The organism is Neobacillus sp. DHD-1R (assembly GCF_057747995.1).
In genome coordinates this window covers 1,794,370-1,811,495 of record NZ_CM173232.1, presented here as the reverse complement: position 1 = coordinate 1,811,495, position 17,126 = coordinate 1,794,370, and the positions used below count along the sequence as shown (strand labels likewise).

The window sequence follows — 17,126 nt, the reverse complement described above, 5'->3', positions numbered from 1 at the left end:
CTCTAATTAAGATAATTTATTGGGAAATTCTCCGTCTGGACTAATTAAAGTGACTGAGTATTTATCATTAAAAACAGCTCTCGCCATTTCGTCCACGCTTTTTTTAGTTACCACATCAATCTGTTCAATAATTTCATCGAGAGAGCGATGGCGTTTTAAAAGCAATTCATTTTTACCATTACGACTCATTCTGCTATTCGTACTCTCTAAACTTAACATGAGGCTTCCTTTAAGCTGTTCTTTACTATTAGTCAATTCTTTTTCGGTAATTCCATCTTGTTTTAATTTTTCAAGCGTTTCCTGAATCGTATCAAATAAAACATTCAGCTGCTTTGCTCCCGTTCCGCCATATACAGTCACTATTCCACTATCCTGATAAGCAGAATGATAAGAGAAAACTGAATAAGCTAAGCCTCTTTGTTCACGAACATCTTGAAATAACCGCGAGCTCATACTGCCTCCTAAAATATTATTTAGGGTTATTAAACTGTATATGTCTTCGTGGCCGACTTTCAACCCTTCAAAGCCAATACATAAATGTGCTTGCTCCGTATCCTTTTTTCTAGAAATTCGGTTCGCATGAAACGTAGGAATATTTTCAGGAGTCTCTTTTGAGCCGCCCTGGTAGGAGCCAAAATAATTCTCGACTTCTTGAATAAAACTTTCAGATATATTTCCAGCAATAGAAACTACTACATTTTCAGGGGTGTATCTTTCATGGATATATTCCTTTAAGGTGTTACCTGTAAATGTATTTAATGTCTCTTCCGTCCCAAGGATCGGGTATCCAAGCGGATGGTCTTCAAATACTGCCCTGCTAAGTAAGTCATGGACAATATCGTCTGGGGTATCCTCATACATTTTGATTTCTTCTAAAACAACATTTCTTTCCTTATTCAATTCTTCTGCTACAAATGTAGAATTAAAAAACATGTCCGCCAACACGTCTAAGGCAAATTTAGAATGAGTATCGAGAACTTTTGCATAATAGCATGTATACTCTTTTGAGGTAAAGGCATTCACCTGACCACCGATACTATCAAATGATTCAGCTATATCTTTAGCTGAGCGAGTGGTCGTCCCTTTAAAAAACATATGTTCAAGAAAATGAGAGATCCCATTCGTTTCTGAAACTTCATTTCTCGAACCCGTTCCAATCCATACTCCAATGGCAACTGATCGTACTGTTGGAATATTTTCTAATACAATTCTTACTCCGTTTTGGCATGTGTACTTATTAATCATTGACTTCCTCCTGTCTAATAAACAGCGGATGCTACTACTCCAATTATTTATTATACTTTCTAATAAGTATTTTCTCCAATTTCTGATATATATTGCCTATATTTATTTTATTATTCGTTTTTCATTCATTAAATCGGTTACCGTACCAATTTGTAAATTCTTTTGTTCAATTAATGTAATTAATTGATCAAGTGATTTTGCTGTTGATGAGGTGGGATGCATAAGCACCATAGAACCTTTGTCAATTTTTGACATGACTCGATTGATTAGGACTTCAGGGGATGGTTTTCGCCAATCCACTGTATCTACCGTCCACATAACCGTCTTCATATTCAATTCATCGGCAATTTTAACGGTTTCATCACGATAGCTGCCACTTGGTGGTGCGAACCACACACATTTCTGCCCTGTCGCAGCTTCAATAATTTCATTTGTTCTTATTATTTGTTCCCTAGTTTGTGCCGCTGATAACCTTTTCATATCGGGATGAGAATAAGAATGATTTCCTACCTCATGGCCTGCACTCACGATCATTTTTGCTAAATCTGGATTCTTTTTGGTCCAATTTCCTTCAAGAAAAAAGGTCGCTGATACCTTATGCCTCTTTAGAGTTGCGAGCATTTCAGATAAATATTCGTTTCCCCAAGCAACATTTATAATAAAAGAAACCATTGGTTTTTCCGGATGACCTTTATAAATTGGAGAGGGCGGCAGATCATCAAGATGGACCCTAGGTTTTGTCTGGACAAATATCAATCTCTTTTCATCAAAAACGCGCTTTTTCATCATATTTTTATATGACCCTTCAATATCAACTTTAAGTCCGTTATATCCAGGAATAGCCTTCCATACAGAGTCTACTTTTGCATCGGAAGCAGGTATTTCATATGTAGAAGCATATTTTATTATACTTTGATATAGTGCATCTGTCTGATTCACTGCTGGAAGCGCAGATTCTTTCAAAGTGGATACATATTTATTCACAATCGGATTGTTTACCGAAATCCATGCTATTAAACAAATCACAACAACCATACTTGCCTTTTTCATCTATCTACCCATCCCCCTTCCATAAAGATTATGTATAAGAGGGACAAGGTAGAACCTAGAAAAGCGGCGGCACGCTGCCAAAAAGGTTGATGACATAAAAAAAGCCAAGAGGTTCTCCTCCTGACTTTTTTGTTCCTGTTTAACAGGTACAGTCTGAGTTTTAATTATTGTTTTTGTTCAGCTTTTTCCCGTTGTTCTTTTAATACAGCTTTGCGGGATAAGTTAACCCGGCCTTGTTTATCAATTTCAGTTACTTTAACTAAAATTTCATCGCCTAATTTTAAAATGTCCTCTACTTTTCCTACTCGCTCTTCAGCAAGTTCAGAAATATGAACAAGGCCATCTTTTCCAGCAAAGATTTCAACAAAAGCTCCGAATTTTTCAATTCGTTTTACCTTACCAAGGTACATTTCGCCAACTTGAACCTCACGAACAATATCTTCGATGATTTTCTTCGCCTTTTGATTCATCTCTTGATTTGTTGAGGCAATAAAGACTGTACCATCCTGCTCGATATCGATTTTAACGCCTGTTTCTTCAATAATCTTATTGATTTGTTTTCCACTTGGTCCAATGACATCACGAATCTTATCTGGATTGATCGTCATGGTTAAGATTTTCGGTGCAAATTGTGAAAGCTCAGCTCTAGGTTCAGTTAGGGTAGCCAGCATAGAGTCTAAGATGTGCATTCTTCCTACCTTTGCCTGCTGCAGAGCTTCTTCTAAAATCTCACGAGAAAGTCCTTCAATCTTAATATCCATTTGAAGTGCGGTAACCCCTTTTGCGGTACCAGCCACTTTAAAATCCATATCGCCAAGGTGGTCTTCCATTCCTTGAATATCAGATAAAACGGTGTAATGCTCACCCGATTTTACTAGCCCCATTGCGATACCAGCTACAGGTGATTTAATTGGTACACCGGCATCCATCATCGCTAATGTACTGGCACAAATACTTGCCTGTGATGTTGAACCGTTCGATTCAAGAACTTCAGAGACAAGACGAATGGTATATGGGAAATCCTTTTCAGGTGGAATAACTGGTTCAAGTGCTCTTTCACCAAGCGCTCCATGTCCAATTTCACGACGGCCTGGTCCACGAATTGGCCCTGTCTCCCCAACACTAAAGGAAGGGAAGTTATAATGGTGCATAAAGCGTTTTTCTTCTTCAATCCCTAGACCATCTAAAATTTGGACATCACCCATTGCACCAAGTGTACAAATACTTAAAGCCTGTGTTTGTCCCCGTGTAAATAATCCGGATCCATGGGTACGCGGCAAAATACCAACTTGAGAAGACAATGGACGAATTTCATCAATCTTCCGGCCGTCTGGACGAACTTTTTCTACCGTAATTAAGCGACGGACTTCACCTTTAACAATCTTGTCCAAAATTTGCTTCACTTGTTTCATGTCTTCTTCTGTTGCTTCTTGTTCCACATATTTCGCGATTACTTGATTTTTCACTTCTTTTATAGCATCCTCACGAGCATGCTTTTCTTGAACCTGAATAGCCTTAAGCATATCAGCTTCACAAAGCCCTCTTACCTCTGCCTCTAATTCTTTATCAATTTCATAAAGAGAAATTTCTCTTTTTGGTTTGCCAATTTCAGCAACAATTTTTTCTTGGAATTCAATTAATTGCTTAATTTGGTCATGACCAAACATAATTGCCTCAAGCATAATTTCTTCAGGGACTTCAAGAGCACCTGCTTCAACCATGTTGATTGCATCCTTTGTTCCGGCAACAGTTAAATGAATATCACTTTTTTCGGCCTGTTCAACAGTCGGGTTAATGACAAATTCATTATTTACACGACCAACTACAACACCAGCAATCGGTCCTTCAAATGGAATATCTGAAGTACTTAGTGCTAAAGAAGACCCAAACATAGCAGCCATTTCTGTAGAACAATCTTGGTCTACACTCATTACTATACTAATTACTTGAACATCATTACGGAAACCATCAGCAAAAAGCGGACGAATTGGACGGTCAATCAGGCGGCTGGCTAAAATAGCCTTTTCACTTGGGCGACCTTCACGTTTTATAAAACCACCAGGGATTTTACCAACCGCGTATAAGCGTTCTTCGTAATTAACTGTTAATGGGAAAAAATCAAGATTCTTTGGTTCTTTCGAAGCGGTAGCGGTACTCAATACGGCTGTATCGCCGTAGCGCACAAGAACTGCACCGTTAGCTTGCTTTGCTAATTGACCTAGTTCAACCGTTAACTTACGACCAGCCCACTCCATAGAATATTCATGTTTCGTTTGTTCCATAATTTTACCCCTCTCTAACTAAATCCCTTAGAAGGATGATACGAAAGATGGCTCTCTCCAATAATCATCAAACTAATTCTAACTAATATAAAAAAAGCCTAGAAAGCTTATTTATTTCATTCAAAGTATTTATAGTATGCACATAAAATCCTAGACTTAAAATTATGTATTAAAAATTCTTTGGTTTGTCAAGCTCCAGCGCTTACTGGGAATGCCCAAAGCACTTATGTTTTTGTCTTTTTAGCCTAATAAAAAAGCGGGAAAAATCCCGCTTCTGTAGACTAACGACGTAGACCAAGCTTATTAATTAACACACGGTAACGTTGAACGTCTTTGTTACGTAGGAATGTTAAAAGATTACGACGTTTACCAACCATTTTTAAAAGACCGCGACGTGAGTGGTGATCTTTCTTGTGAGTACGTAAGTGCTCGTTTAAATTGTTGATTGATTCAGTAAGGACAGCGATTTGAACTTCAGCAGATCCAGTGTCACTTTCATGAGTTTTGTACTCAGCGATAAGTTCATTTTTACGTTCTTGAGTGATTGCCATCCGGTTCACCTCCTAAAATTTTCATATCCCCTGTTACCGAGCAAGCGTCGGAGACTCGACTTGCCAAGTAAAGGTTTGTTTTAATACGTATTTAAGAATACATGGTTTTACGTCAAAATGCAAGTTAAAACCTGATTATATTGTAAGAAAAACTTCGTTTAAGCGGCAATTTTAAGAAGATTGTCGATTTTTTTGGAAGTAATCAAGAGCATTTTGTTTATCCTTTTCTATTTGGGTAACAAGTTGTTCAATACCGGAGAATTTTTGTTCTGTTCGAAGGTACTTATGCCATTCGATTACCACTTCTTCTCCATAAATATCTTGGTTATAGTCAAACACATGAACTTCCACTGATACTACCAGTGAATCTTTCTTAAAGGTTGGCTTGACGCCAACATTACAGACTCCATTATGCCATACATTATGAACCCTTAATCTTACAGCATATACTCCAATTGGCGGGATAATATACTCATCATGGTTGTTCACATTTGCCGTTGGAAAACCAATCGTTCTCCCTCGCTTGTCTCCATGAATGACCTCTCCGGATGTTGTATAGAATCGACCAAGTAAAGTAGGGAGTTCCTCTGTCTTTCCTTCCATAAGAAGGTCACGAATTCTAGTTGAACTCACTTTTTCATTGTTATAAACAAACTTCGGGACGATGTTATATGAAAATTTATCGCGTGAATGGAATGGTAAAGTTTCCATTGTTCCTTTCCCCATCCGTCCATACGTAAAATCAAACCCTGCCACAACATGTTGTACATTAAGACCAATAATATACTGATCAATAAATTCTTGAGGCAACAGATTTGCAAATTCTGTGGTAAATTGAACAATATATAGATAATCAATCCCAAATGCTTCTATGATGCGAATTTTTTCATCTATTGGTGTAATATATTGGATATTCTTATCTGTCTTGCCTAATACAACCGATGGATGTGGATCAAATGTCATCACAGCACTTCGATATCCCTTTTCAGCTGCTTGTTTTTTTGCTTCAAGAATTACTTTTTGATGGCCAATATGAACTCCATCAAAATAGCCAAGGGCAATCGCAAGTGGTGGAAGATCACCGTTTTCGATGTTAATTGGATAACTAAGTCTCTTTATTTCCAAATGAAACTCACCTTTTCTATTCGTAACCGTTTACTCTATATCATTTCTCAGTACTTTAACTGGTTTTAGAAGATCTGGTTTACTTGGATGTTTGGCATAGATGGCAAGTGCCTTACCTTCCTCTGTTTCAGTGATAATAGGTCCGTTACAATTTTTTAAGTGTTCTGGTATATTTAAGAGTGCGCCATTTTTCACTTTCTCTGCTACTTTATCATTAATTAGTAATTTCGGCAAATGAGAAAGTGCCGATTCTAATGGTCGCAACACACTGGAAATGGTCCCCGCTTCCATGTGTTTTTCAATCTCGGTAAACGTCAAACAATCCGCTAATAAAAAGTCAGCTGATTGTATTCTTTGTAAGTGGGACATATGGGCAGGGAAACCAAGTATTTCTCCCATCATGACTGCCAATGTTCGGATATAAGTCCCTTTGCTACAGCTTACCCGAAAGCGAAAGGATATGTTCTCGCCTTCAAATTGTTCTCTCTTGTCGAGTAATTCAATAGAATAGATGGATACAACTCGCGTAGGCCGTTCAACTTCTATTCCTTTTCGAGCATATTCATAAAGCCGGACTCCTCCAACCTTAACTGCTGAATACATTGGCGGAGTTTGTTTAATTTCCCCAGTGAGTGATTCTAATACCTTGATAATTTCTTCTCTTGTAATAGGGCGATCCACTGCTTTTCTTTCGACTACATCTCCTGAAGCATCTTCAGTTGTCGTTGAAAAACCTAGGGTTACTTCCCCTTCATAAGCCTTACCTGCATCAGTAATGTATTCTGCCACCTTCGTGGCTTTCCCAATACAAATAGGAAGAACCCCTGTTACATCGGGATCAAGCGTTCCTGTATGGCCAATTTTTTTGGTTTTTAATATCTTTCGCAGCTTAAAAACACAATCATGAGAGGTTAATCCAGCAGGTTTAAATAATGGTAATATTCCTTCCATTTAATAAATCCTTTCTATTATATAAAATTAAAAAAAGGGATAGACAAATGTCTATCCGCTATTTTTCTTCATTCTTTTCCATTGGCTTATCATCGTCCGTATGCAATTGATGGAGAAGTGTATCAATTCGATTTCCGTAATCGATTGATTCATCCCATTCAAAGATGATTTCTGGTGTTTTCCGAAGACGAATACGTTGACCAATTTCAGTTCTAATGAACCCTTTTGCTTTCGCAAGACCTTTTAACGTATTTTCCCTCTGCTCTTCATCACCTAATACAGAAATGTAAACCTTGGCTTGCTGAAGATCTCCAGTAACTTCCACATCAGTAATGGTCACAAATCCGATCCGAGGATCTTTAATTTTCCGACTGATGATGTCACCTAGTTCTTTCTTCATTTGTTCTCCCACACGATTTGCTCTGTGGCTCATCATATTCACCTCTTAACTTAAAGCCATTCTATCTCGGTGATCGTTCTTTCAATTTCAGGAAACGAGTCGATAAATTTTAAAGCATTTTGTAATTCATGCTCTGTCGAAACACGCGTAGATGTAACAACAGCAATGGCAATTTGGGTACGTTGCCACGTATCCTGAAACCCGACTTCTGAAACAGAAACATTAAATTTCTGTTTCAATCGAGTAAGTATTCGCTGCAAGACTGCTCGCTTTTCTTTTAATGAATGGGCATCATAAATCATACATTCACAAACGGCAGTTCCGATGATCATTTACGTTCGATTTCTTCCATTACATATGCTTCAATGATATCTCCTTCTTTTACATCATTGAAGTTTTTAATGGTAATTCCACATTCGTAACCTTGTGCTACTTCTTTCGCATCATCCTTAAATCTTTTAAGTGCATCAATTTGCCCTTCAAAAATTACCACACCATTACGAATTAAGCGAATCCCACTATCACGTGTAATTTTTCCATCTGTTACATAAGAACCAGCAATGGTTCCCACTTTAGAAACTTTAAACGTTTGACGAATTTCTGCTTGACCAATAATCTTTTCTTGGAACTCAGGGTCAAGCATACCCTTCATAGCTGCTTCGATTTCTTCAATTACTTTATAAATGATACGGTGCAGACGAACATCAACCTTTTCTGCTTCTGCAGCACGTTTCGCATTTACGTCAGGTCGTACGTTGAAACCAATAACAATTGCATTTGACGCAGCTGCTAAGGTAATATCCGATTCATTAATAGCACCGGCACCACTATGAATGATCTTGATGTTAACACCTTGAACATCAATTTTTTGCAGGGAGGCTGCGACCGCTTCTGCTGAACCTTGTACATCTGCTTTTAAGATGATGTTTAGGTCCTTCATTTCACCTTGCTTCAATTGCTCAAACAGTGTTTCTAGGCTGACAATTGATTTTTCACCACGATGAGCTACTAATGCCTGTTGGGCACGTGCTTCCCCAACTTGACGAGCCGTTTTCTCATCTTCAAATACTACAAAACGGTCCCCCGCTTGCGGTACATCATTTAAGCCTGTAATTTCCACTGGAGTGGATGGTCCTGCCTCTTTTACTCGGCGGCCCTTATCATTTACCATTGCACGGACACGGCCATGAGTACTGCCAACTACGATTGGATCGCCTATTTTTAATGTGCCATTTTGAACTAATAAAGTTGCCACTGATCCACGGCCTTTATCCAATTGGGCTTCGATGACTGTGCCTAATGCAAGACGGTTTGGATTTGCTTTATATTCTTCTACTTCACCTACAAGCAGAATCATTTCAAGAAGGGTATCAATCCCCTCGCCTGTTTTTGCAGATAGTGGAACAAATATAGTATCCCCGCCCCATGCTTCTGCTACTAATCCATGCTCTGTTAATTCCTGCATAACACGGTCAGCATTTGCAGCTTCTTTATCCATTTTATTTACAGCAACGATAATGGGAACCTCAGCTGCTTTTGCATGGTTGATCGCTTCAACTGTTTGCGGCATAACACCGTCATCTGCTGCTACAACAAGAATGGTAATATCAGTAATTTTTGCTCCACGGGCACGCATGGTTGTGAAGGCCGCATGTCCCGGAGTATCTAAAAAGGTAATCTTCTTACCATTTTCAACTACTTGATAAGCACCAATATGTTGTGTAATACCACCAGCTTCACCTTCTGTAACCTTTGTATTCCGAATTGAATCAAGTAAAGTAGTTTTACCATGGTCAACGTGACCCATAATCGTAACAACCGAAGGTCTTTCGACTAAATCTTCCGCAGCATCTTCTGTAAAATACACTTCAAGGTCAGTAGTATCGATTTTAATTTCCTCTTCAACCTCAACGCCATATTCACCAGCAATCAATTCAATTGCATCTTTATCAAGTACTTGATTAATGGTAGCCATTACACCAAGTAAAAAGAGCTTTTTAATGATTTCTGATGGTTCACGGTATAATTTTTTTGCTAATTCTGCGACTGTTAAAGATTCACTAAATGTGATTTTAGCTGGAAGCTCTTTCTCTTTTTTCTTTACAGGCTGTGACTGTTGAACAGGAGTATGAGCCTTCTTCTTCTTATTATTATGATTATTATTTCGATTTTGGTAATTATTATATGGCTTAGCTTTTGCTTTATCAGCATTGTTAAAAACTTTGTTTTCTTTTGACTGACTTTCTTGGTTTTGCTTTTTGCCTTCGACCTTTTTTGGAGGAGAGACAACCTTTACCTTGCTTGGAGCAACATTTTTATCTGCAGCTTCTTCGAATGCTTTAGGAGATTTCGCCTGCACTTGAGGCTTTTGTCCAGCTTGGCCCGGTCTTTGATTTTGGCGATTATCCTGCCCAGCAGGACGTGCGTTTGTGCGGTTTTGCTGCCCGTTAGTTTGCTTTTGCTGGTTTGGATTAGAAGCTTTTTTATTATAAGCTGCATCCAACTTTTTTACTTCTGCATCTTCAATTGTTGCCATATGATTGGATACCTCTATATTCATTTCTTTTAATTTATTGATAATTTCTTTACTCGATATGTTGTGTTTCTTTGCGTATTCATAAACACGGATTTTACTCATTTGTTTCACCCCCGCTAGATTTAATCGAGCAACGTTATTAGTTTTTTAGCAAATCCATCCTCCATAACAGCTACAACAACGCGGGCTTCTTTGCCAATTGCTTGACCTAGAAGATGACGATTTTCCACCATTTTTAATGGAACATGATAAGAATTACATTTATCTGTAATTTTTTTAGTTGTATTTGCAGATGCATCTGCGGCTAATAAAACGAGTTTTGCTTTCCCATTTCGGATTTCCTTAACGGCAAGCTCCTCACCCGAGATAATTTTACGTGCTCGATTGGCTAAGCCAAGCAATGACATCCATTGATTTTGTTTCATTTGGATAGTCAATTCTCCTTCTCTATTAGCTCAAGTAGTTCTTCATAGATCGAATCATTAACTGAAACATCTAGATGGTTAGATAATGTATTTTTTTTCTTGGCTAGTAGGATTGCTTCTTTGTTCTTTGAAAGGTACGCACCTCTGCCGGATTTTTTTCCCGTCAAATCGATGGATACGTCCCCTTCTTTGGAGCGAACGATGCGAACGAGTTCTTTTTTCGGTTTCATTTCACCGGTTGCTATACATTTACGCATAGGAACTTTTTTTCTAGTGTTCACACGTATCACCTCACCTAATCGTCTAACTCTTCATCATATTCAAAATCAGTATCAACTTGATCGTCAAACAATCTGATTGTTTCTTCACGTGGATAAATACCTAGTTCACGCGCTTCTGTTTCCGATTTGATATCGATTTTCCAGCCAGTTAATTTTGCAGCCAGGCGGGCATTTTGTCCACGTTTTCCGATTGCCAAAGAAAGCTGATAATCTGGAACAATAACGGTTGTTGCTTTTTCATTTTCACTCACCATAACATCAAGTACCTTTGATGGGCTTAAGGAATTAGCGACAAACACAACTGGATCATCGGACCACTTAACAATATCAATTTTTTCACCTTTTAATTCATTGACAACGGCCTGAACTCGTGATCCTTTTGGTCCTACGCAAGATCCTACCGGGTCAACCTCATGATTATCAGAGTGAACAGAAATCTTTGAACGGTCTCCCGCTTCACGTGCAACAGATTTTATTTCAACTGTACCGTCATAAATTTCTGGTACTTCAATTTCGAATAAACGTTTTAATAATCCTGGGTGAGTTCTAGAGACAAATATTTGCGGACCTTTTGTGGTTTTTTCAACCTTTGTGATAAATACCTTAATACGGTCATGTGGCTTATATCGTTCATTTGGCATTTGTTCATTTACGGGCAATAATGCTTCTATTTTCCCAAGGCTGACATAAATAAATTTAGAATCCAACCTTTGTACAATACCTGTCATAATATCTTCTTCACGGTCAATAAATTCAGAATAAATAATGCCTCGTTCTGCTTCTCTAACACGCTGAGTTACCACTTGTTTAGCGGTTTGGGCTGCAATCCTTCCAAAATCTTTTGGAGTGACTTCCATTTCAACAACATCTTCGACTTGATAATTAGGATTAATTCGTTGTGCATCCTCTAATGAAATTTCCAAACGTGGATCAAACACTTGATCGACCACTTCTTTACGTGCAAAAACACGCATGGTTCCACTCTGTAAATTTAAATCGATTCGGACGTTTTGTGCTTGATTGAAATTACGACGGTACGCTGATACTAATGCCGCTTCCATTGCTTCAACTAAAACATCCCTGGAAATGCCTTTCTCTCTTTCCAGTATTGTAAGAGCATCTAATAATTCGCTGCTCATTTTCTTGTATCCCCCTATTCCTATTCAATTTTTCTTTATGAAAAAATAACTGCAAGTCGTGCATTCGCTACCTTCTCATATGGAATTTCGATTGTTTTTTTGCGAGTTTTAATCTTTACTTCAATTTTCACTAATTGACCATTAAATTCCAGTAATGTTCCCTCGAAGTTTTTTTCCCCATTGATTGGCTCATAGGTTTTGATAAAGACATTTTTACCGATTGCCTTTTCGAAGTCTTTTTCTTTTTTTAATGGACGCTCTGCACCTGGTGATGACACTTCAAGAAAGTAGTTATGGGGAATGGGGTCAATTTCATCGAGTTTTTCACTAAGTCGCTCACTCACTACACCACAATCATCAATATCAACACCTGCGTCTGAATCAATATATACGCGAAGGAACCAGTTTTTTCCTTCCTTCACATAGTCAATTTCCACTAGTTCTAATCCAAGTTCTTGAATAATCGGTGCAGCTAGTTCTTCTACAACTTCCGTTACTTTGCTCATGCTTTCCCTCCTTATCTATATTATTTCACCCATATTCTATGTAGTTCACGGAAAGTTTTATCATTTTACATTAAAAACAATGGTAAACAAAACCAAGATGCAGGTGTGCCGCAGCTTGATTACATAACGAAAGAGTGGGTTTCCCCACTCTTGAACACGAGAGTATATCTTAGTATTTCCAATAAAACTATACCATAACCAACATTTATATGCAAATGAAACCAAAGAGTGTCAAGGTTATTCCTATCTAGAACAAGGAAAGTTGGTTCTGTTCTGGAAGAGATGCAAGACAGCCTTGTTTATCCAAATATTCAAGAATAGTCTTGGATACCTTACCGCGTTGCTGCAGGTCTTCTTTTGATAAAAATTCCCCATCTTTTCTAGCCTTAACTATATTAAAGGCTGCATTTGTACCTAAACCAGGGATGGAATTAAACGGAGGAATCAACGAATTTCCCTCAATGATAAAATCCGCTGCGTCAGATTTATATAAATCATAATTTTGGAAGGTATAGCCTCGTTCCGTCATTTCAAGTGCTAGTTCGAATACCGTTAACAAACTTTTCTCTTTATTGGATGCTTCCAGACCCTTTGCATTAATTTCCTCAATTTTTGCTCGAATGGACTCAGAACCACGCGACATCGCTTCAATGTCAAAGTCCTCGGCACGAACAGTGAAATAGGCTGCATAATAAAGAAGCGGAAGATGTACCTTAAAGTACGCAATTCTAACTGCCATTAACACATAGGCAGCGGCATGGGCTTTAGGGAACATGTATTTTATTTTTTTGCAGGAATCAATGTACCATTCCGGTACTTCGTTTCTCCGCATTTCCGCTTCCATTTCTTCGCTTAAGCCTTTTCCTTTACGAACTGATTCCATTATTTTAAAAGCAAAGGATGGGTCAAGCCCCTGATAAATTAAATAGACCATAATATCATCACGACAACCGATAACTTCACTTAAGTTACAAGTTTGATTATGAATTAATTCCTGTGCATTGCCGAGCCATACATCCGTTCCGTGCGATAAGCCTGAAATTTGGACTAGTTCTGAGAAGGTGGTCGGCTTTGTATCTTCAAGCATTTGCCGTACAAACCGAGTACCAAATTCAGGAATACCTAATGTCCCTGTTTTACACATGATTTGCTGTTCGGTTACACCTAATGATTCAGTGCTGCTAAAAATTTTCATAACCTCCGGATCGTCTGTAGGGATCGTTTTGGGGTCGATTCCACTTAAATCCTGCAGCATCCTAATTACAGTTGGATCGTCGTGTCCGAGAATATCTAGCTTTAAGACATTATCATGAATAGAATGGAAATCAAAATGAGTGGTCTTCCATTCTGAATTGCGGTCATCCGCCGGAAATTGAATCGGTGAAAAATCGTAAATATCCATATAATCCGGGATAACGATAATACCCCCTGGATGCTGTCCAGTTGTTCTCTTTACACCCGTACAGCCTGTTGCAAGTCTTTCAATTTCAGCACCCCGTAATTGTAAATTGTTATCCTGCTGATAGGCTTTTACATACCCAAATGCCGTTTTATCCGCGACTGTCCCAATCGTTCCGGCACGGTATACATTGTCTTCACCAAACAGAACCTTTGTATAGTCATGGGCACGAGGCTGATATTCACCCGAGAAATTCAAATCGATATCTGGAACCTTGTCCCCCTTAAAACCAAGGAATGTTTCAAACGGAATATCGTGTCCATCTTTATGGTATTTAGCACCACATTGCGGACAGTCCTTATCAGGCAAATCAAATCCGGAACCAACGGAACCATCATTAAAGAACTCTGAGTGCTTACAAGTTGCGCACACATAATGTGGCGGCAAAGGATTCACTTCCGTAATTTCCGTCATTGTCGCAACTAAGGAGGAACCAACCGATCCCCGTGAACCAACTAGATAACCATCGTTCAGTGATTTTTTTACAAGCTTATGAGAAATTAAATAAATCACGGCAAACCCATGCCCAATAATACTTTTTAGTTCTTTTTCCAAACGAGCTTCGACTATTTCAGGAAGCGGTTCACCATAAATTTTATGGGCCATTGCATAACTCATTTGGCGCATTTCATCTTCTGCACCTTCGATTTTCGGGGTGTACAAATCGTCTTTGATTGGCTTAATGGAGTCAATCATATCTGCTATTTTATTTGTGTTGGTTACGACAATTTCTTTCGCCTTTTCTTTGCCTAAAAACGAGAAGCAATCTAGCATTTCATTCGTAGTTCTAAAGTGAACATCTGGCAGTTCATGACGGTTCAATGGGTTTGCCCCGCCTTGTGAGTTAATTAAAATTTTACGATAGATTTTATCATTTTCATTCAAATAGTGGACATTTCCCGTGGCGACTACAGGAATCCCTAATTTATCGCCGAGAGCGACAATTTTACTAATGATGTCTTCCATCGCTTTTTCATCACGTACTAACTCCATTTCAATTAACGGTGCATTGACTTCTTTCGGCATAACTTCTAAATAATCATAAAAGCGTGCGTGTGCCTCCACTTCATCTGGAGATTTTTGCATCATTCCTTCAAACACTTCGCCTTTATTACATCCCGAACCAACCAGAATTCCTTCCCGGTACTTTTGAAGAACGGATCTCGGTAGTCTTGGTACACGGTAAAAATACTCAATGTGTGAAATAGAAACAAGTTTAAATAAGTTCTTTAACCCTGCCTCTGTTTGTGCTAAGAGCGTGCAATGATAGGGACGGGCACGTTGATAAGCATTTCCCTTACCCATATTATCATTGAATTCATCATGATATTTAATCCCCTTTTCATCGGCATCTTTAAGCATTTTTAACAGTAAATATCCTGTCGCTTCTGCATCATAAATGGCACGGTGATGCTGGGTTAATTCAATATCAAACTTTTTAGCCAATGTGTTTAAACGGTGGTTTTTCATTTCCGGATATAGAAAACGGCCTAACTCTAGTGTATCAATAACTGGGTTTTTCGCTTTTTCAAGACCAATCTTTTTATAGCCCACATTCAGGAAGCCCATATCAAAGGATGCGTTATGAGCAACAAGGACAGCATCGTCTATCCAGTTATGGAAATCCTGAATGACATCACCGATTTCCGGGGCATTTTGCACCATATCATCGGTTATTCCTGTCAGATTGATTGTCGTTGCTGAAAGACGATGGTGTGGATTGGCAAAGGATTCAAATCGATCAATAATTTCCCCATTTTTTACTTTTACAGCCGCTAATTCTATAATCGTATCATAAACAGCAGATAGTCCTGTTGTTTCAACATCAAAAATAACAAATGTATCTTCTTCTAGCAAACGATGGGCATCATTATAGGCTATTGGCACACCATCATCAACAAGGTTAACTTCAACCCCGTAAAGAATTTTTATATCATTCTTTTTTCCTGCTCCAAATGCTTCCGGAAAGGATTGTGCAACAGCATGGTCTGTCACAGCAATGGCTTTATGACCCCATTTACTTGCTTGAGCAACAAGCAAACTCACCGGTGTTACAGCATCCATCTGACTCATCGGTGTATGAAGATGAAGTTCAACCCGTTTTTCATTCTCTGGTGAAGTATCCTTCCGGCCCGCTGGTTTAATTTCATTTATATCGTTTCCGATCATAACAAGATCACGAACAAAAGTATCGTTCTGAATGCTTCCACGAACTCTTACCCACATCCCTTTTTTCACGTGTTGGAATAAGGCTGCATCCTCTTTATCTCTAGAGAACATTTTCACCATGATCGAGCTTGTGTAGTCAGTAATCTTAAAAGTTAGCAGTGAACGGCCGCTTCGTAATTCCCGAATTTCCGCATCAAAGATATAGCCTTCAACAGCCACTCTTCTTTCTTCATCCACAATATCAATCAAACTGCGAAGGTCGTTATTATCCTTTATGGTTAACCCAATTGTGAGTGGACCGATTGGGCCATCCCCGCCGGATGAATCCTTCTCGGCTTCTTTCTTCTGCATCTCAACTACAGCTAAATGGGCACGTTCTTGATCTTCCTTTTGTTTAGCAAGTAAAAATTGTTGGTATTCTTCATTTTTTTCATCATTTTTTAGGTCTGTCTCAATGGCCAGTAATGGAAAACCGAAGGATTGATAGATATTTCCAATAACAGATCCATACTTCCGTTTTAACGCTAGACCTTCAGCGTCATTCCTTACGGTTATGGTAAGCTTGTTTCCGCTTGCTTCTGGCACTTGCTCATTTAATAACCTTAAAAGCGGCGGTGAAATCCCATCAATTTGTTGAATACAATGATTCCAATATTCTCGCAATAAATCTGGTGTAATGATTGGATTTGTTACGTGGATATCGTATGAAATGGTTGCAATATTTGAAAAGGTTCTTTCTAGTTGAGTCGTAAACTTTAGATAAACATTAAAGGGTAGAATTTTTTCAATTAAAAATTGAAAATGCCACTTTCTCGCTTTCTTTTCAACCAAAAGCCTTTCAATTTGCGCATTGTTGAAATGTACTACCACAGCATCTTCTACTAATTGCAGCTGCTGGAGCAAGAGTTGGAATCGCTCTTTATTGCCTAAGGCATGTTCGCTCATCGTCTCTCTCCCATCTATTAAAAATCTCTAAATTTTATCTATATCAAAATTTAATTATATCA

14 protein-coding genes are annotated in these 17,126 nt (G+C 38.5%); all 14 read right to left on the bottom strand.

Going from position 1 to position 17,126, the window contains the following annotated elements; translation table 11 throughout:
• Positions 1-6 precede the first annotated feature (6 nt).
• Positions 7-1,245: a M16 family metallopeptidase gene (locus tag AC3ANL_RS08700; RefSeq protein WP_488328826.1), complete on the bottom strand. Its 1,239-nt coding sequence runs from the start codon at positions 1,243-1,245 to the stop codon at positions 7-9.
• 102 nt (positions 1,246-1,347) lie between these two features.
• Positions 1,348-2,295, bottom strand: a complete 948-nt coding sequence (locus AC3ANL_RS08695) for a polysaccharide deacetylase family protein (RefSeq protein ID WP_488328825.1) — start codon at positions 2,293-2,295, stop codon at positions 1,348-1,350.
• Between the two features lie 164 nt (positions 2,296-2,459).
• Positions 2,460-4,577: a polyribonucleotide nucleotidyltransferase gene (gene pnp, locus AC3ANL_RS08690; protein ID WP_488328824.1), complete on the bottom strand. Its 2,118-nt coding sequence runs from the start codon at positions 4,575-4,577 to the stop codon at positions 2,460-2,462.
• Positions 4,578-4,858: 281 nt separating this feature from the next.
• Positions 4,859-5,128 carry a 30S ribosomal protein S15 gene (gene rpsO, locus AC3ANL_RS08685; RefSeq protein ID WP_488328823.1) on the bottom strand — a complete coding sequence of 90 codons (270 nt, stop codon included), beginning with the start codon at positions 5,126-5,128 and terminating at the stop codon, positions 4,859-4,861.
• Positions 5,129-5,299: 171 nt separating this feature from the next.
• Entirely contained in the window at positions 5,300-6,253 is a 954-nt protein-coding gene (ribF, locus tag AC3ANL_RS08680) for a bifunctional riboflavin kinase/FAD synthetase (protein WP_488328822.1), read from the bottom strand.
• 30 nt (positions 6,254-6,283) lie between these two features.
• Positions 6,284-7,204, bottom strand: coding sequence for a tRNA pseudouridine(55) synthase TruB (gene truB / locus AC3ANL_RS08675; RefSeq protein WP_488328821.1), 921 nt, complete (start codon positions 7,202-7,204; stop codon positions 6,284-6,286).
• A gap of 58 nt (positions 7,205-7,262) precedes the next feature.
• Positions 7,263-7,637: a 30S ribosome-binding factor RbfA gene (gene rbfA, locus AC3ANL_RS08670; protein WP_488329687.1), complete on the bottom strand. Its 375-nt coding sequence runs from the start codon at positions 7,635-7,637 to the stop codon at positions 7,263-7,265.
• A gap of 17 nt (positions 7,638-7,654) precedes the next feature.
• Positions 7,655-7,936: a DUF503 domain-containing protein gene (locus tag AC3ANL_RS08665; protein WP_488328820.1), complete on the bottom strand. Its 282-nt coding sequence runs from the start codon at positions 7,934-7,936 to the stop codon at positions 7,655-7,657.
• Positions 7,933-10,242 (bottom strand): translation initiation factor IF-2, encoded by a 2,310-nt coding sequence (gene infB / locus AC3ANL_RS08660; protein WP_488328819.1) that lies wholly within the window; start codon positions 10,240-10,242, stop codon positions 7,933-7,935. The genes AC3ANL_RS08665 and infB overlap by 4 nt, the downstream gene beginning before the upstream one ends.
• 20 nt (positions 10,243-10,262) lie before the next feature.
• The gene (locus AC3ANL_RS08655; protein WP_488328818.1) at positions 10,263-10,565 is read right to left on the bottom strand and encodes a YlxQ family RNA-binding protein; all 303 of its coding nucleotides are present in this window, start codon (positions 10,563-10,565) and stop codon (positions 10,263-10,265) included.
• A gap of 8 nt (positions 10,566-10,573) precedes the next feature.
• Positions 10,574-10,846, bottom strand: a complete 273-nt coding sequence (gene rnpM, locus AC3ANL_RS08650) for an RNase P modulator RnpM (protein ID WP_488328817.1) — start codon at positions 10,844-10,846, stop codon at positions 10,574-10,576.
• A 14-nt stretch (positions 10,847-10,860) separates the two neighbouring features.
• A complete protein-coding gene (nusA, locus tag AC3ANL_RS08645; RefSeq protein WP_488328816.1) occupies positions 10,861-11,985 on the bottom strand; it encodes a transcription termination factor NusA in 1,125 nt (374 codons plus the stop codon).
• Between the two features lie 35 nt (positions 11,986-12,020).
• Positions 12,021-12,491 carry a ribosome maturation factor RimP gene (gene rimP, locus AC3ANL_RS08640; protein ID WP_488328815.1) on the bottom strand — a complete coding sequence of 157 codons (471 nt, stop codon included), beginning with the start codon at positions 12,489-12,491 and terminating at the stop codon, positions 12,021-12,023.
• A 247-nt stretch (positions 12,492-12,738) separates the two neighbouring features.
• Entirely contained in the window at positions 12,739-17,064 is a 4,326-nt protein-coding gene (locus tag AC3ANL_RS08635; protein ID WP_488328814.1) for a PolC-type DNA polymerase III, read from the bottom strand.
• Between the last annotated feature and the right edge of the window lie 62 nt (positions 17,065-17,126).

Bases quoted from the DNA above. Each gene is read 5' to 3' on its own strand.
- AC3ANL_RS08700 (WP_488328826.1), bottom strand. From the start codon at position 1,245: ATGATTAATAAGTACACATGCCAAAACGGAGTAAGAATTGTATTAGAA.
- AC3ANL_RS08695 (WP_488328825.1), bottom strand. From the start codon at position 2,295: ATGAAAAAGGCAAGTATGGTTGTTGTGATTTGTTTAATAGCATGGATT.
- pnp (WP_488328824.1), bottom strand. From the start codon at position 4,577: ATGGAACAAACGAAACATGAATATTCTATGGAGTGGGCTGGTCGTAAG.
- rpsO (WP_488328823.1), bottom strand. From the start codon at position 5,128: ATGGCAATCACTCAAGAACGTAAAAATGAACTTATCGCTGAGTACAAA.
- truB (WP_488328821.1), bottom strand. From the start codon at position 7,204: ATGGAAGGAATATTACCATTATTTAAACCTGCTGGATTAACCTCTCAT.
- rbfA (WP_488329687.1), bottom strand. From the start codon at position 7,637: ATGAGCCACAGAGCAAATCGTGTGGGAGAACAAATGAAGAAAGAACTA.
- AC3ANL_RS08665 (WP_488328820.1), bottom strand. From the start codon at position 7,936: ATGATCATCGGAACTGCCGTTTGTGAATGTATGATTTATGATGCCCAT.
- infB (WP_488328819.1), bottom strand. From the start codon at position 10,242: ATGAGTAAAATCCGTGTTTATGAATACGCAAAGAAACACAACATATCG.
- AC3ANL_RS08655 (WP_488328818.1), bottom strand. From the start codon at position 10,565: ATGAAACAAAATCAATGGATGTCATTGCTTGGCTTAGCCAATCGAGCA.
- nusA (WP_488328816.1), bottom strand. From the start codon at position 11,985: ATGAGCAGCGAATTATTAGATGCTCTTACAATACTGGAAAGAGAGAAA.
- rimP (WP_488328815.1), bottom strand. From the start codon at position 12,491: ATGAGCAAAGTAACGGAAGTTGTAGAAGAACTAGCTGCACCGATTATT.
- AC3ANL_RS08635 (WP_488328814.1), bottom strand. From the start codon at position 17,064: ATGAGCGAACATGCCTTAGGCAATAAAGAGCGATTCCAACTCTTGCTC.